Here is a 25,276-nt window from a genome sequence, read left to right as displayed (position 1 = left end):
GATGACTGGGCTACTTTTGCTTTATGCGACAACTTATTTCATCCGGTGCCCCGTGGGAGGCCAGCGTGGGCTACTCGCGCGCGGTGCGCGTGGGGCAGGTAGTAGAAGTAGCGGGCACTACCGCCCAGGACGGCGAAACCATCAGCGGCAGTGATGAATATGCGCAAACCAAGCGCATTCTGGAAAAAATAGCCGCCGCACTGGCGGAGGCCGGCGCCACGCTGGCCGACGTAGTACGCACGCGTATGTTTGTCACCAACATAGCCGAGTGGGAGGCCGTGGGGCGGGCGCACGGCGAAGTATTCGGTGAGATTCGGCCCGTTACGACGATGGTGCAGGTAGCCGCTCTCATCGACCCACGCCTGCTGGTTGAAATTGAGGCCACGGCCCTTATCGACGCGCCGGCAAGCTAGCACCGCACCACCCCGCTCTCAAAATCTGACTAATCCGAAAAATCCGCCGAATCCGCGGCTTAGATATTAATACTCGGTGCGGTCTTCCCGGGATGCCCAGGCTTGAAACGACCCAAGCGCCTCCTCGCGCAAAAGCTGCTGCATAGGTAAGGTGCGCTCGGCCAGTGGCTTATCAATCTCATCGTAGATAAACTGGTCGTCGAAGCCGATGGCCGCAGCGTCGGCTTTGGTGTTGGCATAGAAAACCCGCGCCGGCCGCGCCCAGTAGATAGCGCCGAGGCACATGGGGCAGGGCTCGCAGCTGGTGTACAGGTCGCAGCCAGCGAGCTGAAAGGTGCCCAGCGCCTGGCAGGCCTTGCGGATAGCATCGACCTCAGCGTGACAGGTAGGGTCGTTGGTGCTCGTCACCTGGTTGAAGCCACGGGCGATAATCTGACCATCTTTCACCACGACCGCGCCAAAGGGGCCGCCAAAGCCAGCCTGCATTTTTTCCAGCGACAGCCGGATGGCTTCGCGCATAAAATCGGCCTGCGAGGTATTAGGTGAGCTATCTGTATTTTTCACGGGTTGAGAATCAGTTTTTTACTTCACGGAGCTAAGAAAATTTTCGATTAGCCGGAATCTTTTGCCGACTAGTTTGTTCTACCTGCGTGAAAGAATAGTTTTTTAAGGTGTTTTGGTTGGAAAGGCGAATGGCTCTGCTATTCGCCTTTTTTCATGCCCGCCCGCGAAGCCCAGCCAGATGCAGACTCCTTTTGGGCCTGGCCGAAAGCGCAAAAGTACGTAGCCGGCGTGGGGTGGGCGCGGCAGGCTGTGGCCGGCAAGCATACCCGCTGGCTTCAGATGCAGTAATTTTGCCGCATGTCTGCCCCCCTTGCTGCCGAACCGCTTGCCCTACTGCGTCAGTACTGGGGGCATCAGCAGTTTCGGCCGGGGCAGGCCGAAATTATTGAGGCCGTGCTTCAGGGCCACGACGCGCTGGCCCTGCTGCCCACCGGCGGCGGCAAAAGCGTGTGCTTTCAGGTACCGGCGCTGGTCCGGCCGGGGCTGTGCGTGGTGGTAACTCCGCTCATTGCCCTGATGCGCGACCAGGTAGAAAACCTGCGCAAGCGCGGGCTGAAAGCCGAGGCTATTTACGCGGGTATGAGCCACCAGGAAATAGACCAGGCGCTGGATAACTGCGTGTACGGCCGCGAGGTAAAGTTTCTTTACGTCAGCCCCGAGCGCCTGCTGACCGACCTTTTTCGGGCGCGGGTAGCCCGTATGACTGTTGGGCTGCTGGCTATTGACGAAGCACACTGCCTCTCGCAGTGGGGCTACGATTTTCGGCCGCCCTACCTGCGCATTGCCGAGCTGCGGGCGCTGCTACCCGCCACCGTGCCCTGCCTTGCCCTCACGGCTACGGCCACCAGCCAGGTGCGGCAAGATATAGTAAATAAACTATGTTTTCGGCCCGGCTACGGTATCTTCACCCAAAGCTTTGCCCGGCCCAAGCTCTCGTACTCGGTGCTGCAAACCGAGGACAAGCAGCGCCGCCTGCTGGAAGTGCTGCGCGGTATCGGTCCGCAAAAAACGGGTATCGTGTATGCCCGCACGCGCCGGCAGGCCGAAGACACGGCGGCCTGGCTGGTGCAGCAGGGCCTGGCCGCCGCCGCGTACCATGCCGGCCTGCCCGCCGAGCAGCGCACCCGTACCCAGCAGGCCTGGCTCACCGACAAAACCCGGATAATGGTGGCTACCAATGCCTTCGGGATGGGTATCGACAAGCCCGACGTGCGCGTGGTAGCCCACCTCGACGCGCCTTCTACGCTCGAAGCGTATTACCAGGAAGCCGGCCGCGCCGGGCGCGACGGCCTCTACGCCTTCGCCGTGCTGCTCAGCGGCCCCGCCGATGCCGACAGTCTGCGCCGGCAGGCACAGCTGGCGCACCCGCCGCCCGACGTGGTACGCCGCGTGTACCAGGCGCTGGCCAACTACTCGCGCACGGCCGTGGGCGGCGGCGAGCTGGTGGCATTCGACTTCGACCTCGGGCTGTTTGCCGAAACCTACCGGCTCAAAGCCGTCGATGCCCACCACGCCCTTAAAGTATTGGAGCAGCAGGGCTTTGTGCAGCTCACCGAGGCGGTGAACCAGCCGGCGCGGGTGCAGCTCATTAGTAATCAGCACGACCTGTATCAGTTTCAGGTAGCCAATGCCCAGCACGACCAGCTCATCAAAGCGCTGCTGCGGCTGTACGGGGGCGAGCTGTTTGTGGCTTTTCAGGGTATTTCGGAAAGTGCGCTGGCCCGGCACCTGCGCCAGAGCACTACCGATGTAGTGCGCCAGCTGCGCTACCTGCACAGCACCGGCGTGCTGCACTACCAGCCCCGGCGCGAGCTGCCGCAAGCGCTTTTTACCACGCCCCGCTACGATGCCGCCCAGCTGCCGCTCGACGAGCGCCGCCTGAAGGCAGCCCGCCAGCTCACGGAGCACCAGACTAAGGCCGTGCTTGACTACGCGGCGAGTACTACGCAGTGCCGCCAGCAGCTGCTGCTCGACTACTTTGCCGAGCCCGACGCGCCCGCCTGCGGGGTATGCGACGTATGCCTGGCCCGCAAAAAAGCCCGGCAAAAGCCCGAAAGCGCCACCGAGCTGCAAGCCGGGTTACTTGAGCTGCTGCGCCAGGCGCCGCTGCTGCCGCGCCAGGTAGTAGCACATTATCCTGCTCCCGAAGCAACGGCCGTAACCGCCGCGCTACGTGCATTGGTAGAGCACGGAAAACTCGCCTACCTACCCGACGGCCGGCTGACAGTAGAGAAGTAACTGCAAACAGCCTTCGGGCAGTTGAGAGGAGGGGGTATCGCCCTGCTGCTTCGTTATTCAGAGTTATGTACTCTTCATCAAAGAGTACTATCCTCCGTAGGCCAGCATACCGCCTTCCAGGTTGCGCACGTTGGTGAAGCCTTGCTGGGTAAGAAAGGCTTTGGCCGAAGCCGAGCGGGCGCCGCTGCGGCAATGCACGATAACTTCCTGGTTTTTCAAGTCTTCCAGGTCGTCGAGGGCGGCAGGCAGGTTGCCCAGCGGAATGCTCTGGCTGCCGGCAATACGGCTTTCCTCTACTTCCCAGGGTTCGCGAACGTCGATGATGTGGAGCTTTTCGCCGGCTTGCAGGCGTTGGCGAAGCTCAGTAGCGGTGATGTCGGCCATTAAGTTAAGTTGCTGATTAGTAAGAAAGAGGTAGGTTATCCAGGTCGTGCAAATCCTGGGGGCGGCGCGTAGCCGCCTTGGTCTTGCGTAAAGCGGCCAGGTTGATATAGCGGACAGGAATACCGGCAGTTTCGGCTATGAGCGCATCCGTGGCGCACTCGTCGAAGGTAACTCCCTGAAGCTGCGTCAGTAAGTCAATCCATAAATCCTGACGGCTAAAAGACAAAAAGTTGGGAGTCGTAGTGAAGTCAGCTTCCTCAAACTCTCCGCTTTTGAAGCCGTAGCGCACCAAAGCCTGTACTACTCGCCGGGCATTTTCGGGCGTCGGGCGAAGAAGAATATCGATGTCGCCGGTAGTGCGGGGAAAGCCGTGCGCAATAACGGCGTAACCGCCAACTACTACATACTCAACGTGCTCGGCGTGGAACAGGCGTAGCAGATTTAAGTATTCGCTCTCCATAAGTGCTGGGCAAGTTGGCCGGGTTAGACGCATAAACCTGCCGGGCCTCAGCCATGAGGCGGGCGGCGGCAGCCAGGCGCTGCTCGGGTGTTTTGCTCCACCAGTACTGGCGCTGGGCGGCATCTATTTCCGCTTTATTCTGTGACTTGATAAGCAGCATATTCCTGGCAAGGGCTTATTCGACCACCAGGCGGCGGGTGGCGAGGCGGCCATCGGGTAAAGTTAGCTGCACCAGGTAGATACCGCCGGGTAGGCTGGCGGGCAGGTGCAGGGTGGGCTGCCCGGCCTCGGCGGCGGCCTGCTGCCACACGGGGCGGCCCAGCACATCAAGTACGGTGGCCTGGCGAAAAGCCGGTCCGCTTATAGCAACCGTAGTGCCGGTAGGCGCGGGGTTCGGATACAGCATAAACTGCGCATTGGCAGCCTGTTGCGCCTGAGTAGCCAGTACCCCGTTGTTCATCACGGCCCGCATCATCAGGGTGCCGGGGGTAGTGACGGTCGGCGTACTCCAGGTATTCTGGACGTTATAAAAAAGCGTAGGGGTCGTAGAAATATCGTTCAGGTCGTAGCCATAGGGCAAAAATTGCCCGCCCGAGGCCTGGCCAAACCCTATATAGAAACGGCCCGATACGGGCACCGGCTTATCAAACGGGATAGCATCGGCAAACACCCGGCCGGCCGGCAGCGGGTTAGGCAAGACGAACGCTTTGGTAGCCAGCGGAGCGTTTGCCGGCTGGCCGTTAGCATCGGCCCACACGGCCACGATAACTGAGCGGTTCTGGTAGTTCTCCCCGCCCTGAGCCAGGGCAATGTTATTAAAAATCGGAGCTAGCTGAATAGCCTTCACCTGGTCGCTTTTGGCCACCGTGATGGGGTAAGCGTAATACGTGACAGGCCCGTTGCTAATGGCCGGCAGCGGCAGAAAAGACTCGGCCGTACCGTCGTCGAAGGCATAATAGTCAGCCAGCTCCAGGTCGCGGTAGGTGCTGTCGTTGGGCAGCGTCAGGGGGTTGCTCTCATTGGTTTGCAAGGCCAGGGTGTAGCGGTAGCGCCGGGGCGTGGCCGTGGCGGGCAGCGGAGCCGTGCGGGCGTCGCCCTGCACCAGCTGCTGCCGGGCGCCGGCCAGCAGCTGTTGGTTGCTGGTAACCCAGGTAGCTGGCCCAAAGCCGCCGGCAGTCAGCTCGCTCACGGTGCCCACCGCGCTAATTGGCGTGGGGTTGCCGCTGGGCAGCAGGTTGTTGACCGTCGTGTTCAGGGCCGGGTTCAGCACGCTGCTGCCGGCGGCCGCGTACTGCCAGGCTGGCATGGCCGTGTAGCCTTGCAGCGGACTGTTGAGGGCCCGGCTGGTGGCAATATCCTGAAAGACAGTATCAGCCGCCGTGCGGTTCTGGTTGAGGTAAATATAGTCTAAGCCAAATGCGTCGCGGCTCGATGCCTGGTTGCCGGAGGCACGAAACCGAAACCGGAAGCCCGCGTGGAAGTAGCTCGCCTGGTTTACCGGGAAAATCTTTTGCCGGAACTTCGTCGTCTTGCCTTCCGCGTTATACGTCCAGATGGTATTCCAGCGCCCGGCATTATCCAGAAATTCCAGCGTGAGGTACACGGGGGTGCTGCTGCCGCTGGCAACCGGCGCGCCCGCCAGCGTACCGGCCTGCCAGGCGTAGCTCAGGTACACGTTGGCGCCCACCGAAACGCCCGACAGGTCGATAGGCAGCGAAGTCAGCGTATCGGTTTTGCTATAAAAAGACGCCGAGCCGGGGCTGTAAGGCAGGCCATTGGCGCGTAGGCCATCGAGGGTAGCGGTGCCGCGCGTGAGTGGCTCAATAGCCAGCCGGTTGCTTACATAGGCGCCGCCGCCGCCGTAATGCTGGGTGAGGCCGCCGCCGTCGGGGTAGTCGAGCGCCGCCGGCTGCCAGCGGAGCGGACTGGGCTGTCCGTCGCGGGGCAGGGTAAAATCCTCAAAAAAAGGCAGCCCCAGCGCCGCCGTGCGCTGCCGGCTCGCTTGGGCGGAAGCCGCCTGCGCTGCCGAAGCCGCCCGGCCGGGGTCCGACAGCAGGGGCAGCGGGGTCAGGGTAATGGGCGTTTGCGCCCGGGCTGCCCCGGCCAGCAGCAGGGTTGGCAACCCAAGTAAGCGAAGCAGTTGGCGCATAGGTTAGTGATGGCTTGATAGGTTTTCGTTGTTGGCTTGCTGCTCCGTTGGTCTGAGCAGTCATTGAACGGGTTTCCAGCCAAAAACGCGCAGCCGGCTTGCAGAATCATCCGCCAGCAACGAATGAAGGGGTAGCTATTCGGCCACCCACAAATCCACGAGCTGGCCCATGCGGATGGTGGCGCCCGGCGCGGCGGCCGGCCGCTGGCGCACCACAGTGCCGGGGGTCTGGCCGGTTTCGGCAGGCTGCTTAAACACTTCGCCCACCTCTAGGTGCTGGCCGGCAAGCAGGGTGCGGGCCTCATCTTCGGGCATAGCAACCAGATTGGGCACTTCAAACTCGGTGTTGCCGAGGCCGTCGCCCACTTCCAGGTCTACCCGCGTGCCCTTGGCTATCGGGGCGCCGGCTGCTATTTCCTTACCACCCACTACCTGCTTCAGCACGGCATCTTTTGCCACGTTGGGCACCAGCTTTATCTGGCCGATTTCGAGGTCGTAGCTTTTCAGAATGAGTTGCGCATTTTTCACCGAGCCGTCGGTCAGCTTGGGCATTTTAATGACCGGCGGCCGGCGCATAGCCACCGAAATGTAGATTTTACGGTCCTGCTTCACCTTTTCGCCAGGGGCGGGCTCCTGCGTCAGCACCGTCAGGGGCCGGATGCCGGGCGCGTAGCTGCTGTCATCCACGAAGTAAGCCAGCTTACGCTCGTCGAGGTAGCTCTCCAGGTCAGCCAGGTTCATACCCGTTATCTTGGGCACCACAATGGTCTGGCCGTGGTGCGTAGTAATGGGCAGGTACACGTAGAAAAAGCCCAGCACCAGTGCGGCCATGAGCGCCAGAATGAGCGCCAGATGCTTGAAAACGTCGAACCAGGTATCAGATTTAAAGAAGGACATAGTTTGAAAGAACGTCATGCTGAGCTTGCGAAGCATCTCGCTCGCGTCGTTGTACGGTTTATGTTACTACCCCACGCGAGATGCTTCGGCAAGCTCAGCATGACGTTCTATTTCAGTTAGTTACTATGAGCATTTGCCCGCTCTGCCCGCGCCTTGCCAAAGTCCAGAATCCGGTCGATAAACTGGTAGGGTGTGTAGCCAGCCAGTGCCGTTTGGTGAAAAATGCAGGTCGCGGGCGTCATGCCGGGTAGCGAGTTGACTTCAATAATAAGCACCTCCACCGCGCCCGACTGCCGCACCCGCACAAAGGCGTCGATGCGGGCGTAGCCCTCGATGTGCAAAATCTCGGCCACCTGGCGCAGCACGCGCTTCACCTCGTCGGAGATGCGCTGGCGCTCGGCCGGGTCAGTGGAATATCGGGCGGGTGTGATATTCTGGCCCTCGCCGGCCAGGAATTTTTCTTCCAGGCTCAGCACTTCGCCGGTAGCCAGGGCCTCGCTGGCCTCGAATACCTCGATTTGCAGCTGGCCTTGCGCATCATACGAAGTCAGCAGTCCGCCCGTGATTTCCAGAAACTTGGCCGCGCCGTCGGGGCCGATGAGGGTTTCCACCAAAAAGGCCTCCTTCTGCGGAAACTCTTCCTTGAAGCCCAGGTGCAGCACCTCGGCCGGGCCGGCCAGCAGCGGCTCGCCGGGCCGGAAAATCTGCTCGCTGAAGGCGGCCAGCTCGGCGCGGCTCTTAATCTTTTTCACCGCCGACGAGCAGCCATCGTCGGCGGGCTTGGCGATAAACGGGTAGCCAAACTGACTTTCCAGCCCTCGGTAAAACGCCTCAGGGTCGGCACTCCACTCCAGGCGCTGGGCCAGGCGGTGGTCGGCCACGCGCAGGCCGGCCTCGCGCAGGCGGCGGTTGGTTTCAAACTTGTTGATAGTCACGGCCGAGCTGGCCGCGCCCGAGCCGTTGTAGGGCAGACCGAATTTCTCCAGCTCCTGCTGCAAGGCGCCGTCCTCGCCGGGCCGGCCGTGCAGGGCAATGAACACCTCATCAACTCGCTCGGCCAGCTCCGCAAAGGAAATGCGGCGCGGCGCGGCCACCGGCTGCCCGGCGTAGGTGCCGGTAATACCGCTGGCCTCCTGCCGGATGCGCGCCAGCACCGGGTGGCTGGCCGCGCCGGCCTCGGCGTGCTCGATTTTCTCGCGAATATCATCCGCGTTGTCCTTGAGCATCACGTTGATGGGAAGCTCGTAGAGGCGGAATTCCTCGCTGCTGCCAGTCAGGAATATCGGAAAAGGACGATATTTGACGGATGAGCTGAGCTTCTCGTAGATGTTGCGCCCGCTCTCCACCGAGATGTGGCGCTCGGAGGAATAGCCGCCCATTATCACGGCCACCCGGATGCGGTCGTCCTGTACCTGCTGGCGCGACTGAATATCGGCGTCCAGCTTAGTCAGCATCTCATATAGCTGGACCGGCTTCAGGCCGCCGCGCCGCCGCGCATTCAGCGACGTGCGGATGATGTAAGTGAGAAACTGGCTGGGATTCAGCCCAATCTCGGCCGCCTGGTGGAAGAAGAACGAAGCCGGCAGCATACCGCTCGTGGTATTCGGGTCATTGAGGAAGATGGTGCCATCTTCCTGGATAAAGCCGTCCAGCCGCGCATACACCTCGAAGCCGAAGGTGGCGAACATCTTCTGCGCCTCCTGGCGAATGCGCTCGATATCAGCCTCCGGCAAGTCAATGGGCGTCACCTTGCGGGCCAGGCCCGGCAGGTACTTGGCGCGGTAGTCGAAAACTTCGGTGCCTTTGACGATTTCGGTAGGCGGGAGGGCTAGCGGCGCGCCGTTTTCGTCCTCCACCACGATGCACGAGAACTCGCGGCCGGCTACGAATTGCTCGACTAATATTTGCGTTTCGCCGGTAAGGCTGGTGAAGCGAATGAAATCTACTTCTAGTTTAAGCTCATGAACAGCGGTTTTGCTAAAATTTCGATTGATGTAATCCAGTAAGGTTTCAGGAGAAGCAATTACTTCTTCTCCTCCTTCTTCAAAATCACCCGTAATAAGCAGCCCTTCGACTGGCAAACCAATACCTTCACGTATATCGGCCAATTGACGTACCCAAGTCAGCTGCTCAGCTTCACTTAAAGTTTCCCAATCACTGCGGAAGAGATAGCGCTTAAACAGCGCTCTGTCCTCGGCATCAAGGAATAGTTCTTCGTTTTCCTCCCGCACGATGCTCACACCAATGCTGCTTCCCTGACGTGGAGCTTTTACGACGAGCGGCAGGCCCAAGTCCTGCACCAGTTCTGATAGTGAGCCTTGTTTGCTGACTTCCCGGTCTTTCAGCACCCGAAACTTCGGCGTCGGCAGCCCCACGGCCTGCATCAGCCGCTTCTGCGCAATTTTATCAATGCCCAGCGCCGAGGGCAAAATGCCCGAGCCCGAGTACGGAATCCCGACCCATTCCAGCAAGCCCTGAATGGCGCCATCCTCGCCACCCGGCCCGTGCAGGGTCAGGAAGGCAAAATCCATAAGCTTAGGCAGTTCGCTGGCCTCCACCCGGCGGCCCACGTGGCCAATAAGCTCCGTCAGCGCCTCGTCGCTCAGCTCGCCCAGGCTTTCGATGTAGACCTGCCAGGGGTGGCGCGTGGCGGGCAGGGCGGCCACGGGTGGGTAAAAATCGCGGATGGTGCCCTTGTAAAGGTACTGCCAGTCGAGCAGGATGAAGTGCCCGAGGCTATCCACAAACACAGGGACGGGCTGAAACAGGCCCTTGTCCAGATTGTCAAAAACGGTGCGCCCGCCGGCGAAGGAAATCTCCCGCTCGCGCGAGGTGCCACCAAAGAAAATGCCGATTCTCATCATACTGGGCGCAAAGGTACGGGGCGGAAGGTGGGGCCGTAAATGCTTACGTTTGTCCTTGTGAGCGCAGCAAAGCAATCGCAGCCGAACGACTGGCGGGCGCATCCGTATCGTTCTACTCCGGTCGTTTGGGGGCGATTGCCTCGCTGCGCTCGCAAGACAAATCTTCTTCACTTCTTCACATTTACCCGTGAACACCCTCGCCAACTACAACTTCGCCGGCCACCGCGCCGTGGTGCGCGTCGATTTTAATGTGCCGCTCGACAAAGACCTGCACATCACCGACGATACTCGCATTCGGGCGGCCACGCCCACCATCACCAAGATTCTCAACGATGGCGGCTCGGTGGTGCTGCTCTCGCACCTGGGCCGGCCCAAGGGCGGCTACGAAAAGAAATATTCGCTCGAAAGCCTCTTGCCGCGTCTGCGCCAGGAGTATGGCCGCGACGTGCTTTGGGGCGGCGACGTGCTCTCTGCCGAAGCGCTGGCCGCTGCGCAGGCGCTTCAGCCTGGCCAGGTGCTGCTGCTCGATAACGTACGCTTTCACCCTGAAGAAGAAGCCGGCAACGATGCCTTTGCCATGCACCTGGCCCGCCTTGGCGATGTATACGTGAACGATGCCTTTGGGGCGGCGCACCGCCGCCACGCCTCTACGGCCGTGATGGCCAGCCACTTTGCGCCGGCCAACCGCGTGGGTGGCCTGTTGCTGCAAGGCGAGTTGGAGAATGCCCGGAAAGTGCTCGATAATCCGCAGCGGCCCTTCACGGCCATTATGGGCGGGGCCAAGATTTCGGATAAGATATTGCTGATTGAGCGGTTGCTGGATAAGGTGGACAACCTGCTTATCGGGGGCGGCATGGCCTACACGTTTGCCGTGGCCGAGGGCGGCCATGTGGGCAGCTCCTTGCTCGAAGCCGACAAAGTAGATCTGGCTAAAAGCCTCATTGCCAAGGCCAAAGAAAAAGGCGTGAACCTGGTGCTGCCCGGCGACAGCCTCATTGCCGATAAGTTTGCCAACGATGCCAACGTGGACGTGGCGCCCAATGGCAGCATTCCGGTGGGCTGGATGGGCCTCGACCTCGGCCCCGACGCCCGCGAGCAGTTTGCCGGCATCATTCAGGACTCGAAAACCATTCTTTGGAACGGCCCGATGGGTGTATTTGAAATGAGCAATTTCTCGCTGGGTACCGAGTACGTAGCCCGTGCCATTGCCGAAGCCACCGAGGCGGGGGCCTACTCGCTCATCGGGGGCGGCGATTCGGCGGCAGCCGTGCAGCAGCTTGGCTTTGCCGACCGTGTGAGCTATATCTCGACTGGCGGCGGCGCGCTACTCGAGTTTATGGAAGGCAAAGAGCTGCCCGGCGTCAAGGCGTTGCAAGGGTAGCGTTATGATAACTAAAAGGCTATCCGAAAAATAATCAGACCGTCATGCTGAGCTTGTCGAAGCATCTCGCTCGCTTCGTTGAACGAATCATACGGCGCGGTAGAGATGCTTCGACAAGCTCAGCATGACGGTCTTTCCTATAAATCGAGTTAGGTAGCTACGCCGCCTTTTTCTCCAGCGCCCCCAGCAGCTCGTCGGCGGCCTTTTCGATGTCGTGGTAGCCTTGCTGGGCGGCGCGCTCCTTGGCGGCAATCAGGCCATCGCGGTGCACGGTTTTGAAGTCGCCGTAGGGAAACTTGTAGCGGCCCTTGGTGTCTTCGCCCTGGCTTTTGTCTTCGCCGAGATGCCACTTGGCGTACTCCTCAATTTCGTGCTTTTTGAGAAAGGCGTTTTCCTGGGTCGAGCCAGGGTTATGCTGGCCCCAGTGGCCTTCATCATTCTTGATTTTGCCGTCTTTTATCAGACTTTTGGCAAACGTGACAGCGGCTTTATTCAGGGTAATGCTCATGGCAGGAGGTGAAAATGGTACCTCCGCAATACGAGCAGACGCGGGCACGGGGTTATTGTCGGGCTTAGCGCAGCCTGCCCGTACCCCGATTGGGAAAGGGCGCTGAAGCTGTTTAGGAGGTGGAGCTGGGCGGTATCCCCGGCGGGCTGCTTCGGCCCCGACTTCCGAAACAGGTTCGCTAGATGAAAGCACCCGACTTAATAATTTATTTTTACTATATTAAAAAGCTTGCTTGCTTTTAAGTGGGCAGCTACTGCCCGCCGTAGTCGGCTGCTAATTCACGTAAGGCGGCTCCAGCTTCTGGCCCATGCTTTTGAAGCCGCGGCCGGGCAGGCGGCCGGTGAGGCGCGTGACCAGCGCCTGGGCCTCGGGCATATCGAGCACGGCCAGCTCGTGCAGCCAGGCCAGGCGGCGTAGCTGCGGCTCAATGAGGCCCAGCGGATTGATGGGCGCATATTCGCGCCGCAGGTACGTCTTGGTGTGCTTTTCGAGGTGCTCGACGAAAGCGCGCAGCTGGCCACGGTCGGCGGGGTGGTCGGCCAGCACAACCTTCAGGTGAGCAGTGTGCACAATGGCCTGGTGCCACCAGTTGCGGTGCGCATAAAACACAAACCCGCCCAGGGCTGCCATGCCCCCAAATACCCAGCTCCATTCCTCGTTGCTCAACGAAGCTCCCAGGTTGACGTGCAGGAGTTTCAGCAGCCAGAAAATGCCTACGATGGCCCAGCGCCACTGAATTTGGGGCGTTGTATTACGGTATTCCACTTCAATGGGCAACAGCTCTTCGTACGGAATCTCGACGGCAATATCGATGCGGCCCCGGCCATCGCGCTGGCTCACGAAGAGGCCGTTTTCGCGGAGAACAAGCTGGGTAGAGCGAGTAAGCTGCTTTTGTTGAAACTTCATATAGCTATTGTGGCCAGCCATTGCTAAAAATCAGCACGCCGGAAAGTATTGGTAAAAAAGCAGCCCCGGACTAGCTGCCCGCTGCTACGAGCTTAAAGGGGGAGGAGGAAAAGCACAAAATAAACAGCCCGACCAGTAGCCAGCCCAGCAGCTGCCGGCCCCGGCTGAGCGGGCGGTCGTCGGGCGCTACCGGATGATAAATCCCCGAAAGGCGCCCCAGCAGCAACCCAAATACCAGCCAGCCGGGCTGCCCAAGGGTGCCCGGCCAGGCCGTAGCCACGCCTAGCTGGGCCGCCCACACGCCGGCGGCCACTACCATTCCCCACCACACTTTGGGTAGCATATGCCAGAATACCAGCCCAAGATACAAGGCATAGGGCAGCCCGCCGTACAGCCAGGTTTCCCAGCCGCTGCGCAAGGAAAAGATGCCCAGGCCGGCATAGAAAATGAAGGCTACAAACAGCACTGCCGACAGCCGGCCGGCGCGGCGCGCGCCCAGCAGGCCATACATAAGGTGCCCCCCGTCGAGCTGCCCGATGGGGAGCAGATTGAGGGCAGTAAAAAACAAGCTCAGCTCGCCCGCCACCAGCAGCGGGTAGCGCAGCAGCAGGTTGGGCGGGGGCAGGCGGTGCGGGTCGGCAAAGGCGTGTTCGAGCCAGCGGTAGAGGAGTGGCTGGGCCAGCGTAAAGTCGGGCGCGCGGTAGCGGGCCAGGCTATGGGTAGTCACGAGCAGGTACTCGGCCTGGTCGGGCAGGTGGGTAAAGGCATAGATGAGCAGCAGTATTGCCACTACCAGCCCGGCCAGGGGCCCGGCCACCCCAATGTCAAAAAACTCGCGCCGCGAGAATATCCGGTCCTTTATTCTGATAACAGCCCCGAAGGTGCCCAGCCCAAAAGGCATGGGTAGAAAAAAGGGAAGCGAAGTGCGCACCTTATTAAACCGTGCCGTAAAGTAGTGCCCAAACTCATGTATGGCCAGCACCCCCAGAAACGGACCCGCATAAAGCAGCCCCCAGCTTAGCTGAGCCCAGCGCTCGGCAGCCGGCAGGCCCAGCACGTCGAAAGCAATACCATCAGGGCCGCTGCGCAGCAGCTGCACCCCGGCTACAATGGTCGTAGCCAGCGTGAGCAAAAACAGCCCCAGGTGCAGGGCATAGCGCCAGCCCGGCCGCATGGGCGGCCGCTCGTAGCGCCGAAACAGGCCTCGGGCCCAGGCCCGGCGAGTTGGGGCCACCTCGCCGGCAGTGTCGGCGGGCCAGCCGGCCAGCGGCTCAGGCAACGGGTGGTTCGGGGTATTCTCGGGGAAAGACACGCAGGGCTTCGGGCAGGGCGGTGGTAAGAGTAAGGGGCGGGGCCAGGTGCAAAACGTGTAGCCCCAGGCGGCGGGCCGTGGCAATGTGCTGCGGACTGTCTTCAATGAATAACGTCTCAGCGGCCTGCCAGTTCATTTCGCGCAGCGCGTGCCGGAATATCTCCTCGCCCGGCTTGCGCAAGCCCACTTCCTGCGAGTAAAACACCCGGTCGAGGCAGTCGGCAATTCCGTGCTGGAAGCCGTACTGCTGGGCCAGCCGACGGTTTACCGCTTCAATATGCAGCACGTTGGTATTAGAAAGCAAGGCCGTTTGGTGCCCCCGACGGCGCAACTCACCGATGAGGGCCAGCCGCTCGGCGGGCACATCGAGCAGCAGCGCTCCCCAGGCGGCATCGATTTCTTCGTCGGTGCCTTCAAGCTGGTAATGCGTGCGCAGTCCGGCCCGAAACTCGGCGGGCGAGATATGGCCCGTTTCCAGCTGGTCAAACAGCTCGGCCTGGCTGGCCTGGCTGAACTCAACGGTGCTGCCGGCGCGGCTCAGGCGGCGCAGGGCCGCCGGAGTGCGGGCATAGTCGATGTCGATGATGACGCCGCCAAAATCAAAAAGTAGGTTGGGAAGCATGGTGGGAAGCCAGGGGCTGTGAGCCGTCGGCCAGCAAAGGTCGGGCTCAAAAGATGCCTCGTTGGCCGCAATTCCACACGCAATTGCGGCTGCCGTTGTATCTTCGTGCCGCTGGCAGCTCCTGTAGCTGCCATGCGGGCCTATAGCTCAATCGGTTAGAGCAGCTGACTCATCAACAGGCGTTCCTTGAAAAAGGAAAACCTAGCGGTGCCTCCCGGCAGGAAACTACGGGATGAGCAGGGGGTTAACTCAGGGAAACCTGTTCGGGGCAAATGGCCCCGATGGCAATCCTGAGCCAAGCCGGGGAACGGTCATGATAGTACCCGGAAGGTGCAGAGACTAGGAAGTGAGCAGACCATGCAATACGCTTCCACCAACGCCCCCCACCTAACCCCGCCCCGGCGGATATGGTGATGAGATAGTCCAACTACTCCGGGAAACCGGAGGAAAGTGAATCAGCAGGTCCTTGGTTCGATTCCAAGTGGGCCCACAAAAACCCCCGTTTCCGGCCTGGAAATGGGGTTTTTTGTTTTTTTAGTCTGTTGTTAGTCGGGCAAATGAGGAAGAGGCCAGCCGCCCTCAAGCCTCCACGCAAACCCACTACCCGCAAGCCCCGCGAGCAGGACAGAAGCCTTCGTCTGTAATGAGCGGCCCGGCCGGGGCGATACATGCCGCATCGTTTCATTTCTTTCCCGTACCCGATGTTCTTCCCGCCCTATGCTCCCCCCACCAACTGCCGCCAGTCGCTGGCGCCGCGCCGCAGAATCAGCTGGTTCGTCCTGGTGCTCTTCGCGCTCATGGTCCTTGCCAGGCTGCTGGTCAGGTAGGTGGTTTGGTAGCAGGAGCAACCTGGGCACGATGAGCAAAGAAGGCTGGATACGTAGGCTACGGGCCAAAGCCGACGCTGGTACTATCAGCCAGGCGGAATTTGTGCGGTTGTACGCCTTGCAAGGCGGCCTGGGCGACGCCGAACTGGCACGGGAAATATATCGAACCTCCTATGCGGCCAAACACCGGCCTGGGTACGGCATCACCGGGGTTAGCTGAGGCCCGCGCCGGGCGGCGCGGCCGGGCTACGCGGCATAGGCATCGGTCGTATCTACCCACCGCAGCAGCGACAGGGTAGCCAGGCTGTCGAGTATCGGTTGCACCCTGGCGGGGCCGGCGCCAGCAAACCGGGCGGCTACCTGCCGGGCGGTGAGGGGGGCGGGGGCCTGGGTTACTACGTCGCGCACGGCCTGCATTTGCTTGGCTAGCTCGGCGGGCCAGGGGAGGGGGGCCAGCACGGCGGCGGTTTCGGTGGCTACGCGGGTGGGTAGGTCGAGGCCGGTTTGCTGCTGGCCGGGGGCCTGGTAGGCGGGGCGTAGGTAGCGAATGGTGCCGGCCTTTTCTTCGGCGGCGCGGGCGCGGTTGAGGGCTACCAGGCGGGTTAGCACCTCGGCATCGGGCAGGTCGGTGGGCCAGCCGTAGGCGGCGGCTACGGCCGCGTCTAGCTCGCGGTGCAGCTCTAGCACTACCGTAGCCAGGCCCTGCTGCTTGGTGGCTTGCTCTTTGGGGGTGAGGGGCTGGCCGGCGCGTAGCTTTTCGACTACGTTGTAGAGGTTGGTGAGCGTGAGGCCGGGGTGTTCGGCCTGCTGGCGTTTGCGGTGCGCGTCTAGCGTTTCGGCCAGCTCGCGGATACGGGCCTGCTGGGCCGGCGTAGCATCGGGGAACGGGAAGGGGTCAAAACAGCGGGTTTTATTGTAACGGGGCCTATCCTCTAAAGTGCCGCCAGCTGCCAATGCCCAAATAATATGCATTCGGCTAGATAGAACCCCTAAGTGGTAAGCATCGTCTGTTGCAACAGCTATCAGCATATTATCAGGTAAGATGCTGGCATCTAGAAATTGGAAAGTCCGGTGCTTTGCAGTTTCGACGGTGGCAATGTAGCGGGGTAGGCCAGCAATGGCTAGGCGCATATCCTGGCGGGTCTTTCCGAAAAGCCACCACATTTTGGCATAAGCTGCCCCGTCTTTTGTTTGGCCTTTTGCATCCCGTTCCGGCTTCACATTTTCTAAAATATGCTGATAGACAGCGGGATAACGATTCAATACCTCGTTAGCCAAAAGCCCGAACAAGTCAATTACCATTGCCTCGCGGGGTTTATCAGTCAAGTCCCGGCCGTTTCGGTAGGGCCGGATATACTGCTCTAGGTTAGTGAGTTGCCCTAAGCCAAGTTTGCGGGCAGTTTCAGGTGAAACAATGAAGCCAGCGCCATGCAGCTTCACGCCGGGGTTACTCAGATTTGCGTTAGCCTTCAACGGCTGGGCACTATCCAAATCGGCTCCAACGCTCAAATCTGGCCGGACGCGGCCCTGTTGCTCAGTAAACGTTACATCGGCCGCGTCCTCACCTTCGGGGCGGGCTTCGGTTTGCACTGTGAGTAGCTGGCCCCAAGCTTGGCCGGGGCGGGTGCGGTCGGCTACAGTCATGGCTACCCGCACGGCGGCCCCGTCCTCACTGGTTACCCACGGGTGGTCGGGTATGGCAAAACTCAGCTCCAGCGGGGCGTTGTCGCTGCCCACGAAGGGTAGCATTACTTGCCGGTTGAAGGTCTGCTTTATGCTGTTGGTGGTAATGAAGCCGAACCGTAGGGCGTGCCCGTCGCGCACGGCTAGCGCGGCCTTGTGCCACCAGTACATGACAAAATCGGCCGATTCGGGCACGCCCCGGCTGGCGTAGGTCTTGCGCAGGGCTTCGGTGTACCCGTCGCCTAGCAGGTCGCGCATTCGGGACGTGCCAATAAACGGCGGGTTGTCGACAATAAAATCAGCATCAGGCCAGGCCGTGGGGTGCGGGTTGGGGTAGTCCAGCACGGCTACGCGGGCGGCTTCGTCTGGCACCTGCTGGCCGGTGGCCGCGTTGAGGCGGGTAGTACGCCCGTCCCACCGGGTTACGGGCTGGCCCTGGGCATCGAGGCGCGGGCGCGGGGTGCCGTGGGCTAGTACCGCGTCTTTGTGCGGGATATTCTCATAGTTATCCAGCAGCGGCTCGGCTAGCTGGGTAAGGCCGTGGGTGCGGATATGCCATTGCAGGTAGCCGATTCGCAGCACCACATCAGCAATCGCGGCGGCGCGGGGGTTCAGCTCCAGCCCTAGCAGCTGGCGCGGGCCTACGGTGGTGCCCCCGGCCAGGTCGAGCAAGCCGGTCTGCCCGTAGGCATTGATTGCGGCCAGCACTTCACCCTCCAGCCGTTTCAGGTGCTCCAGCGTCACGTACAGGAAATTGCCCGACCCACAGGCCGGGTCGAGTACTTTGAGCGACGTGAGGCGGCGCAAGAACTTCACCAGCTCGGCGCGGGCTTCGGGGTCTTTGTCGCTGTCGTGGAGCTGGGCGCTCGCGGCCTGGGCGGCGGCCCACTCGCGGCGCAAGGGCTCCAGCACGGCCGGCACTACCAGGCGCTCTACGTAGCGGCGCGGGGTGTAGTGCGCCCCTAGGCGGTGCCGCTCGCGGGGGTCGAGGGCCCGCTCTAGCAGGGTGCCGAAAATGGCCGGCTCTACGGTAGTCCAGTCGGCGGCGGCGGCCTCGCGCAATAGCTCCACCTGGGCGGCCGATAGGGGTAGGGCCTGGGCATCGTGAAACAGCTTGCCGTTGAACCGGGGCACCGGGGCCGCGAGCGTAGCGGCAAACCCGCCCTTATCCATCGTTTGCCACAGGCTGGCAAGGGCTAGGGGTAGGCTGGGCCGTAGCTTATCGGTGTCGTACTGGGTGAGCAAGCCTAGAAAGGAGCCGTTTGGAATCAGGCCCACATCTTCGGAAAACATGGTAAAGAGGCACCGCACCAGGAATGCGGCCACCACGTCGGACGGGTGCCCGGCTTGCTCCAGCTGGGTAGAAAGTACGGCCAGCTGCCCGGCCAGCTTGCGGGTCACTTTGGCCGCGAGCCGGGCGGGGTCGAGCTGTTGCGGGTCGGTAAACAGCAGCCGTAGCCGCTCGCGGGTTTCTTCCCTGGCCAACTCAGGTAGCAGGATGCGAAAGTGCCGCGAGTCGGGAAAGGGCGCGTAGTTGTCGCCTACCCCGGCAAAGTTGCTGTAGAAGTCAATGCAGTAGCCCACATCGGCCACCACTACAAAGGGCGGGCGCGGCTCATTGGCCGGCAGCGCCCGCACGTAGCTGAGGGCCTGCTGGCGGGCCGATTCCATTACTTGCAGCCAGCGGGCGGTGCCGCGTTGGGCGTGGCCGGTGCGCAGCTTGGCGGTGGGCAGCCCTAGGGCGGCGCGTTCGGCCTGGGTTGCAGTGGTGCGTTTGGTGGTGCCTTGCTTGGTTTCCAGCACAAAGCACCCGCGTTTGTAGAGGTCTATGCGCCCGGTGCTGGCCTTGCCGGTACCGTTGTCGAACGTCACGGCCCGCTCCAGCACGTAGGCATCCTGGGTAGGGTCGTTGGTGGTGGCATCGGGCCGGGGTACCCCTAGCAGGTCGCACAGGTCGGTTAGAAACAGGCCGTAGTTGGCCCGTTCAGCACCGCCGGACGGTTGCCAGCGGCCCACAAATTCGGGGTAAGTCAAGTGGGTAAGTGTATAGAAATAGACCTGGGAACAAACTGCCCGCTAAGGTAGCCGAAAACGTTAGGGAACGTTCACTTTTCAGCCCTTCCTACCGCCTAGTGCTCAGTCAGAGGAATTAGTTACCCTAATTTTCTGGTAATGGCGGTCGAGTTTAACGCGGGCTTTTTCGAGGGTGAACTGCCAGTGGACGGTAACCTGGGCGGCATTGCGCTGGGCCACGCAGGCGGCGACGTGGGCGGTGAGTTCGTCGAGGGTGGGGATGCGCTGGTGCAGGCACTGGCGGGCGATGGCCGAGAGTTCAAGTTCGACCATGTTAAGCCAGGAGGCATTTTTAGGGGTGTAGTGCACCTCGAAGCGGGCAGCCAGCGCGCGGGCCTGGGCGGCGGGCAGGTGCTGGTAGAAGACGGCGTCGGTGTGGGTGTTGAGGTTGTCCTGCACGAGCACGATTTTCTCGGCCTGCGCATAGTGGGCGGCCAAGGCCTGCATAAAACGGCAGTAATCGGCCCCGGTCCGGCGGGCCGAGACCTCGACCAGGCGCTGGCCGGTGCCCGGCTCAAACGCCACCAGCAGGCAGGCCGTGCCCTGGCGCACGTAGGTGCTGCTTTCGCGGCGGGGGCGCCCGGCTCTAGCGGCCTGCTCGCCTACGGCGGGCTGGGCCGGCACCGGGGGCAGGGGTTCGACGGGCTGGCTGTGGAGCACACAAGGGCGCTCATCGAAGCAGACGACGGGGAAAAGCGGGTCGTGAGGCCGCTCGTAGACGGCCAGCACGTCCTCCATGCGGGCTACGAAGGCCGCATTCATCGCCCCGAGGCACCAGTGCTGCTGGCGGTGGGGGTGCAGCTCGTTTTTTTGAGCATCTGGCTCACCGTTTCGTGGGAAATAGTGTCCACCAGGCACAGTTCCACCGCCTTATCGGCCAGCAAGCGCAGGGTCCAGCGGCTATGGCCCACCGGGGCCGGTGTACAGGCTAGCGCCGTGACGGCGGCGCGTTGGGGACCATCAAAGCGGCGTGGCCCACCACTACGCGGGGCCTCGGCCAAGGCGACTTGCCACCCGGCCGCTTCGTACCGGCGGCGTATCTTGCTGACTGCCTGGCGGCTCAGGCCAACGGCTTGGCCGGCGGCCTGCTGGCCGATACCGGTCGCCAAGGCCAGCAGCGCCTGGGCGCGGCGCACGGCTCGTACGGGCCGACGACCGGTGCGCGTGAAATTTTCGAGGGCAGCTTGGTCAGCCGCCGGGAGGGCAAAGGGAGTAAGGGGACGAGACATAAGGCCCCTAACCCGGAGCACAGTGGTTTGTTAATTATTTCCTCTGACGCAGCACTAGTGCTGTGTCAGGGAAATTTATTACCTAAAGAATCGACTGGCTCCCCCTCTCCTTTTCGGAGAGGGGGCCGGGGGGTGAGGCGCCCACCAGAACGATTAGGTAAGGAACTTGCCTGACGCAGCACTAGTCTTTTGGGGTTGAGTTTTGCACGTATGCAGGTGCGGGGGTAGCTAGCGGTATAGGCGGCGGTGGGCCGAAGGATTTTGCCCCCTCAAAGCCTTGCGCGCCGTGTTTCAGGTAAAGGGCGGCACTGCCTTCGCCATTATGACGCAATGGGGCGAGTTTGGCCCTATCCAGTTCATTGCGCATCCTTGGCTGGAAGACGTCGTGATTTCCTGGCCTATTAAGATGGATATCGTACAGGCCGATGAGTTGCTGAAGAAAGCAGGCTACACCGACCCTTATGGCGCCGTAACCGTGCGCCACCCGCTCTACCCCGGGAGCTACGAGCCATACTATATTTTCTCAATGATGAGCGGTAGCTATGTGTTTGTGGGTGTGAACGATGGCAAGGTGAGCCAGCCTCAGCAGGCGCAAGCGGAGGCCGCACACGGGCCGGCCTAGGCCCCGGTTTGGGAGAATAAAGAAAGCCCCGCCGATTAAAAGGCGGGGCTTTCTTTATTGCTGGCCAGCAGTACCTGGCGTGTCACTGTAGCTTATAAGGGCCGGGGCGTTGCGGGCTGAAGGTCAAAAATGCTGGTAAGCAGCCTGACCCGTGGCGTGCCGTGTGAGCTAGCTGCCCGGCGCTTGGTGAAAAGTATCAGACATAGCACCCCCAGTAGTGGTCCCAGGAGAAGGGAGCAGATTAGGCGCATTTGAAAATAGTGCGAGGCGCTCAGGTGCCAGTGTTGAGCAAGAGCTTGCTGCAAATGTATCATGGTTAGCGCGTTAAGGGGATGAGAAAAAAGGTAGGTAAGTACTTACTTACCATGTAACGCAAAGATAACCCAAATGTTCTGCCATTAAGCGCTAGTGAATTTATTACTTGCAAATGGGCCCGTTCGCCGATAGGAAAGCAGATTTTCGGGCAGGACAGTAATACTGGTGATAACCTGGCCGGTAGTATTATCGCGCTCATTATACTTTCTACTATAAGTAGTTATGCTATCAGGCCACTGCCGCTTGCGCTGCCTGACGCCAACGCACAGGTAAACGGAGCAGAGTGTGGCCTACGGGTCGGGCGTGCGCGGGCTCTCACGCCCGCCTTACCCCAAAAGCGCTGCTACCCACAACGCTTACCCCTGGCCCTAAAAAGAAAGCGGATTAATGGGGAAGTAGAAATAAAGACGCAATGGCCAGCAGCAGCGGCACGGTCATTAGTAATACGCCGAGCTTTAGAAACTGCCAGGTGCCTACTTCCACGTTTTCGCGCCGGAGCGCCGCCAGCCATAAAATAGTGGCCAGCGAGCCCGTCACGGAAAGGTTGGGGCCCAGGTCTACGCCAATTAGCAGGGCACTCGTAATAGTTGCCGAACTGTGGGCCGATTGCAGCGCGCTGCCGGTGATAAGGCCCGCGGGCAGGTTGTTCAGCACGTTACAGAGCAGCGCTACCCCCACTCCGCTAATCCAGGCGGTTTTGGCGGCCGACTGCCCGGTGCTGGCGGTGAGCAGCGTGGTAAGCCAGTGGGTGATGCCCGTTTTGGTGAGGGCTTCTACCAGCACAAACAACCCAGCTACCAGCAGTAGCACCGACCAGGATACATTCTTCACAATGGCAGCCGGACTTTTGCGGGCGATGAGCACGACTACGCCGGCCGTCAGCGTGCCGGTGAGGGCTGTAGCAAGCCCCAGTGAATAGTTTAGGGCCGAGGCTTCCAGCAGGGCTACCGCCGTAAGCCCGATGCCGGCCAGGGCCACCCGCCCGCCGCGTTCGAGGGCTGGCAGCTCAATGTTTCGCTCAATCTCCGGGCTCAGGGCGTCCTTTTGCGTGCGCCGCAACAAGAAGAAGGTAGCCACGATGGCAGTCGTTGCCGGGAGCAGGTAACGCGGCAGCCAGGTAAACAGGGGTGGTATATGGGCGCCGTAAATAACCAGGTTGGCCGGGTTGGAGATGGGCAGCACGAAGGAGGCCGCATTGGCAATAAAGGCGCAGCTAAACAAGTAGGGCAGCGGATTTTTTACCTTGGCGGCCCGCACGGCGCTGGCCACGGCCGGGGTAAGCACCACCGCCGTGGCATCGTTGGAAAGAAAGACGGTAACGACCACGCCCACCAGGTAGATAAGCAGAAACAGCCGCTGGCCCGAACCCCTGGCCAGGCGGGTGGCGTAGGCAGCCAGCCAGTCGAAGAGCTTTTCCTCACGGGCGGTTTCGGCCAGTAGCATCATGCCCGTCAGAAACAGGTACACGTCCAGCCCCTTGGCCACCCCCGCCAGGCCTTCGCGAGGCGTCAGCAGCCGGAAAATAAGGAGCAAGGCAGCCCCGCCCACCGCCCACACAAATTCCGGTATTTTGAAGGGCCGGCTGATGACCAGCGCAATGGAAAGCGCCGAAATAATCCAGATACTACTTGTTGCCATTACGTTGTGCCCGTCGCGCGGACGGGCCTTACTGAATAGTTTTTAATAGGACGAGGGAAGGCGGGTGGTACCGAATCCCGGCGTAGCCACCCGTGAGTAGAACTCTTCCTTTAATCATACAAAAAGTCCCCGCGCCAGGTATGGCGCAGAGACTTTTTTGTATGCTAGTTCCCTAAGAGGGAGCAGGATAATAAAAAGGCTATTATTCGATACGAGTCATTTTCGAGCTTTTTTGCTTAGCCCTACTCTTTACTTGCTGCTTTAGGTAAGTATGCGGAGCCCCATCAAGTCCGCAACTTGTTGCAAATAGCATGTATAGAAAAAAATAGATTTTTATTATCCTACTCCGTCTAAGAAGCGGTTTAGGAAATTGGGGCTGAGGCGGGCTGCCCAGCTCCACTTCCTACACCCTCTAAGTATACATATGAAAGCTGACTCACTCGGAGGTACTTTCCGTGCCTTCCGCAACCGGAACTATGCGCTGTTTTTCACTGGTCAATCCATTTCCCAAATTGGCACCTGGATGCAGCGCACGGCCGTTATCTGGGTCATTTATTCGCTGACGCATTCGGCCGCGATGATTGGCCTGGCGATGTTTGCGCAGCAGTTTCCTTCTTTTCTGCTGTCGCTGCTGGGCGGGGTGGTAGCCGACCGCTACCCGCGCTACCGCATACTGCTGGTGACCCAAACGGCCTCGATGGGGCAGGCTATCCTGCTGGCAGCACTGGTTTTATCCGGTCACTACGTCATCTGGGAGCTACTGGTCCTGAGTATAATCCTGGGGGTTATCAACGCCTTTGATGTACCTGCCCGGCAACCCCTGATTCACGAGATGGTGAACCGTAAAGAGGACCTGCCCAATGCCATCTCACTCAATTCAGCCATGGTCAATATGGCGCGGCTGATTGGCCCCGCCCTGTCGGGCCTGATTTTACAGCGGTTTAGCGCCGGGTTCTGTTTCGGGTTGAACGCGGTCAGTTTTCTGGCCGTGCTGGCATCGCTGCTGCTCATGACGTTTGCGCCGTTTAAGCCGGCCGCCGTCCCGAAAAAAGTGACGGCCGAGCTGGCCGAGGGCTTTCAGTACCTGCGGGCAACGCCGGCGCTTAGCCGGCTACTCTTCTTCATGGCCGGTATGAGCCTGCTGGTGCTGCCCTACGATACGCTGGAGCCGGTGTTTGCCAAGGTGGTCTTTGGCGGCAACGCCGCCACGTATGGCTATCTCAGCGGGTGCGTTGGGCTAGGAGCGCTGGCTGGTACGTTCGTGTTAGCTTCGGCTAAAAAGGGAGCTGACCTGCGAAAATTTATGCTGGGGAGCGTAGTTGTCCTGGGCGGGGGGCTGAGTCTGTTTTCCCGTACGAGCTACTTTCCACTGGCCCTCCCGTTTGCCCTGCTTATCGGCCTGGGGTCCCTTACCCCGATGGCCGCCGCGATTGCCATTCTCCAAACCGAGGCCGCTGCCCACATGCGCGGCCGGGTAATGAGCTATGTTGCCATGGCCCTATTCGGTATGCTACCGCTCGGCAGCCTGCTCATCGGCGCCATTTCTCAAAAAACAGGCGCCCCGCTGGCCATGCTTGGCCAAGGAGTTACCGCCCTGCTCATCGCGGCGGTATGCTATCCACTACTCATTCCAAAACCAAGTATTCAGGGTAGTGAAACAACCTGACAATAAGGTTCTTTTACTCATTGAACCTGTTTAGGACGTACCCGAAACTAAAAAAGAACGTCATTTCGCAGATTTCCTTACCAGCTTCATTGATACGCAGGGCGGCCTCAAGGTATTACGCGAACCTTCCCCCGCAATGCCTATAGGCGAGGAGCTACCTTTTGGTTGGGAAAAAGTCATATAAAACATATAAGTTTTTTATACTCAATATAAAAAGTTATGGCATAAATTGTTAGGGGTGCTGACAAAGCCTGAAGCGAGGTTTTGTGCTTAGCTTGGTAGCATGAAACGCTATTGGTTTTATCTGCTAACTACTCTACTCGCAGGCTATTGCTGTTTTATGGCTGCTCATCGCCATCGGTTTATACTCGCGGAGTTCTTTGGCCTTTCGACTATTCTGAATTTTGTGATTTTCTGGGTCAGGCGCAAGCAGGTATAGGGTGGAAAGCACGCCGGACGCTTCTGCCTATAGCCAAAACTGATAAAATTGCCAGCCTGCGCGTGCGAAAGGCTAGCCGTTAGGCA

General features: G+C 60.5%; 19 protein-coding genes and 1 pseudogene. 5 read left to right on the top strand and 15 right to left on the bottom strand.

Going from position 1 to position 25,276, the window contains the following annotated elements:
- The first annotated feature begins 23 nt into the window (after positions 1–23).
- A complete protein-coding gene (locus tag F6X24_RS16575; protein WP_151089066.1) occupies positions 24–413 on the top strand; it encodes a RidA family protein in 390 nt (129 codons plus the stop codon).
- A gap of 66 nt (positions 414–479) precedes the next feature.
- On the opposite strand, the gene F6X24_RS16570 is transcribed toward F6X24_RS16575, so the two are convergent.
- Complete coding sequence (locus F6X24_RS16570) at positions 480–932, bottom strand: nucleoside deaminase (RefSeq protein ID WP_151089660.1); 453 nt, start codon at positions 930–932, stop codon at positions 480–482.
- A 342-nt stretch (positions 933–1,274) separates the two neighbouring features.
- Between F6X24_RS16570 and F6X24_RS16565 the strand changes: the two genes are divergently transcribed.
- Positions 1,275–3,215, top strand: a complete 1,941-nt coding sequence (locus tag F6X24_RS16565; protein ID WP_151089065.1) for a RecQ family ATP-dependent DNA helicase — start codon at positions 1,275–1,277, stop codon at positions 3,213–3,215.
- 87 nt (positions 3,216–3,302) lie between these two features.
- On the opposite strand, the gene F6X24_RS16560 is transcribed toward F6X24_RS16565, so the two are convergent.
- The 6 genes and pseudogenes from F6X24_RS16560 to F6X24_RS19520 all read right to left on the bottom strand — a co-directional run.
- Positions 3,303–3,599: a rhodanese-like domain-containing protein gene (locus tag F6X24_RS16560; RefSeq protein ID WP_151089064.1), complete on the bottom strand. Its 297-nt coding sequence runs from the start codon at positions 3,597–3,599 to the stop codon at positions 3,303–3,305.
- A 16-nt stretch (positions 3,600–3,615) separates the two neighbouring features.
- Positions 3,616–4,059: a nucleotidyltransferase family protein gene (locus F6X24_RS16555; protein ID WP_151089063.1), complete on the bottom strand. Its 444-nt coding sequence runs from the start codon at positions 4,057–4,059 to the stop codon at positions 3,616–3,618.
- 175 nt (positions 4,060–4,234) lie between these two features.
- Positions 4,235–6,208 (bottom strand): T9SS type A sorting domain-containing protein, encoded by a 1,974-nt coding sequence (locus F6X24_RS16550; protein WP_151089062.1) that lies wholly within the window; start codon positions 6,206–6,208, stop codon positions 4,235–4,237.
- Between the two features lie 135 nt (positions 6,209–6,343).
- The gene (locus tag F6X24_RS16545) at positions 6,344–7,105 is read right to left on the bottom strand and encodes a PASTA domain-containing protein (RefSeq protein ID WP_151089061.1); all 762 of its coding nucleotides are present in this window, start codon (positions 7,103–7,105) and stop codon (positions 6,344–6,346) included.
- 116 nt (positions 7,106–7,221) lie between these two features.
- A complete protein-coding gene (locus F6X24_RS16540; RefSeq protein ID WP_449405072.1) occupies positions 7,222–9,489 on the bottom strand; it encodes a D-alanine--D-alanine ligase family protein in 2,268 nt (755 codons plus the stop codon).
- Between the two features lie 18 nt (positions 9,490–9,507).
- A pseudogene (locus tag F6X24_RS19520) lies at positions 9,508–9,966 on the bottom strand (D-alanine--D-alanine ligase family protein); the annotation flags it as partial.
- Between the two features lie 190 nt (positions 9,967–10,156).
- Between F6X24_RS19520 and F6X24_RS16535 the strand changes: the two are divergent.
- Positions 10,157–11,350: a phosphoglycerate kinase gene (locus F6X24_RS16535; RefSeq protein ID WP_151089059.1), complete on the top strand. Its 1,194-nt coding sequence runs from the start codon at positions 10,157–10,159 to the stop codon at positions 11,348–11,350.
- A gap of 157 nt (positions 11,351–11,507) precedes the next feature.
- On the opposite strand, the gene F6X24_RS16530 is transcribed toward F6X24_RS16535, so the two are convergent.
- The 7 genes from F6X24_RS16530 to F6X24_RS16500 form a co-directional block, all read right to left on the bottom strand.
- Positions 11,508–11,858, bottom strand: a complete 351-nt coding sequence (locus F6X24_RS16530) for a hypothetical protein (protein WP_151089058.1) — start codon at positions 11,856–11,858, stop codon at positions 11,508–11,510.
- 273 nt (positions 11,859–12,131) lie between these two features.
- Positions 12,132–12,764 carry a hypothetical protein gene (locus F6X24_RS16525; RefSeq protein ID WP_151089057.1) on the bottom strand — a complete coding sequence of 211 codons (633 nt, stop codon included), beginning with the start codon at positions 12,762–12,764 and terminating at the stop codon, positions 12,132–12,134.
- A 70-nt stretch (positions 12,765–12,834) separates the two neighbouring features.
- Positions 12,835–14,076 (bottom strand): site-2 protease family protein, encoded by a 1,242-nt coding sequence (locus F6X24_RS16520; protein ID WP_229725182.1) that lies wholly within the window; start codon positions 14,074–14,076, stop codon positions 12,835–12,837.
- Positions 14,036–14,698, bottom strand: a complete 663-nt coding sequence (locus F6X24_RS16515; RefSeq protein WP_151089056.1) for an HAD family hydrolase — start codon at positions 14,696–14,698, stop codon at positions 14,036–14,038. Before F6X24_RS16515 ends, F6X24_RS16520 begins: the two co-directional genes overlap by 41 nt.
- A gap of 1,073 nt (positions 14,699–15,771) precedes the next feature.
- The gene (locus F6X24_RS16510; protein WP_151089055.1) at positions 15,772–19,242 is read right to left on the bottom strand and encodes a class I SAM-dependent DNA methyltransferase; all 3,471 of its coding nucleotides are present in this window, start codon (positions 19,240–19,242) and stop codon (positions 15,772–15,774) included.
- 102 nt (positions 19,243–19,344) lie between these two features.
- Positions 19,345–20,043, bottom strand: a complete 699-nt coding sequence (locus F6X24_RS16505; protein ID WP_229725176.1) for an IS630 family transposase — start codon at positions 20,041–20,043, stop codon at positions 19,345–19,347.
- Positions 20,040–20,510, bottom strand: coding sequence for a helix-turn-helix domain-containing protein (locus F6X24_RS16500; protein ID WP_151086744.1), 471 nt, complete (start codon positions 20,508–20,510; stop codon positions 20,040–20,042). The genes F6X24_RS16505 and F6X24_RS16500 overlap by 4 nt, the downstream gene beginning before the upstream one ends.
- A gap of 277 nt (positions 20,511–20,787) precedes the next feature.
- On the opposite strand from F6X24_RS16500, the gene F6X24_RS16495 reads away from it, so the two are divergent.
- Positions 20,788–21,132, top strand: coding sequence for a hypothetical protein (locus F6X24_RS16495; protein WP_151089054.1), 345 nt, complete (start codon positions 20,788–20,790; stop codon positions 21,130–21,132).
- A gap of 699 nt (positions 21,133–21,831) precedes the next feature.
- On the opposite strand, the gene F6X24_RS16490 is transcribed toward F6X24_RS16495, so the two are convergent.
- The gene (locus F6X24_RS16490; protein ID WP_151089053.1) at positions 21,832–23,085 is read right to left on the bottom strand and encodes an arsenic transporter; all 1,254 of its coding nucleotides are present in this window, start codon (positions 23,083–23,085) and stop codon (positions 21,832–21,834) included.
- Between the two features lie 424 nt (positions 23,086–23,509).
- On the opposite strand from F6X24_RS16490, the gene F6X24_RS16485 reads away from it, so the two are divergent.
- Positions 23,510–24,751 carry an MFS transporter gene (locus tag F6X24_RS16485; protein WP_151089052.1) on the top strand — a complete coding sequence of 414 codons (1,242 nt, stop codon included), beginning with the start codon at positions 23,510–23,512 and terminating at the stop codon, positions 24,749–24,751.
- The last annotated feature ends 525 nt before the right edge of the window (positions 24,752–25,276 follow it).

Origin of the sequence: Hymenobacter baengnokdamensis (assembly GCF_008728635.1) — a bacterium.
In the GTDB taxonomy this organism is placed as follows: Bacteria; Bacteroidota; Bacteroidia; order Cytophagales; family Hymenobacteraceae; genus Hymenobacter; species Hymenobacter baengnokdamensis.
Note: the sequence above shows the minus strand (reverse complement) of the source record. Positions and strands in the feature narration are given on the sequence as shown.

Coding starts and splice junctions, on each gene's coding strand:
- F6X24_RS16485 (WP_151089052.1), top strand. CDS start 23,510: ATGAAAGCTGACTCACTCGGAGGTACTTTCCGTGCCTTCCGCAACCGG.
- F6X24_RS16565 (WP_151089065.1), top strand. CDS start 1,275: ATGTCTGCCCCCCTTGCTGCCGAACCGCTTGCCCTACTGCGTCAGTAC.
- F6X24_RS16555 (WP_151089063.1), bottom strand. CDS start 4,059: ATGGAGAGCGAATACTTAAATCTGCTACGCCTGTTCCACGCCGAGCAC.
- F6X24_RS16545 (WP_151089061.1), bottom strand. CDS start 7,105: ATGTCCTTCTTTAAATCTGATACCTGGTTCGACGTTTTCAAGCATCTG.
- F6X24_RS16525 (WP_151089057.1), bottom strand. CDS start 12,764: ATGAAGTTTCAACAAAAGCAGCTTACTCGCTCTACCCAGCTTGTTCTC.
- F6X24_RS16490 (WP_151089053.1), bottom strand. CDS start 23,085: ATGGCAACAAGTAGTATCTGGATTATTTCGGCGCTTTCCATTGCGCTG.
- F6X24_RS16575 (WP_151089066.1), top strand. CDS start 24: ATGCGACAACTTATTTCATCCGGTGCCCCGTGGGAGGCCAGCGTGGGC.
- F6X24_RS16540 (WP_449405072.1), bottom strand. CDS start 9,489: ATGCAGGCCGTGGGGCTGCCGACGCCGAAGTTTCGGGTGCTGAAAGAC.
- F6X24_RS16515 (WP_151089056.1), bottom strand. CDS start 14,698: ATGCTTCCCAACCTACTTTTTGATTTTGGCGGCGTCATCATCGACATC.
- F6X24_RS16505 (WP_229725176.1), bottom strand. CDS start 20,043: ATGAATGCGGCCTTCGTAGCCCGCATGGAGGACGTGCTGGCCGTCTAC.
- F6X24_RS16500 (WP_151086744.1), bottom strand. CDS start 20,510: ATGTCTCGTCCCCTTACTCCCTTTGCCCTCCCGGCGGCTGACCAAGCT.
- F6X24_RS16530 (WP_151089058.1), bottom strand. CDS start 11,858: ATGAGCATTACCCTGAATAAAGCCGCTGTCACGTTTGCCAAAAGTCTG.
- F6X24_RS16570 (WP_151089660.1), bottom strand. CDS start 932: ATGCGCGAAGCCATCCGGCTGTCGCTGGAAAAAATGCAGGCTGGCTTT.
- F6X24_RS16550 (WP_151089062.1), bottom strand. CDS start 6,208: ATGCGCCAACTGCTTCGCTTACTTGGGTTGCCAACCCTGCTGCTGGCC.
- F6X24_RS16560 (WP_151089064.1), bottom strand. CDS start 3,599: ATGGCCGACATCACCGCTACTGAGCTTCGCCAACGCCTGCAAGCCGGC.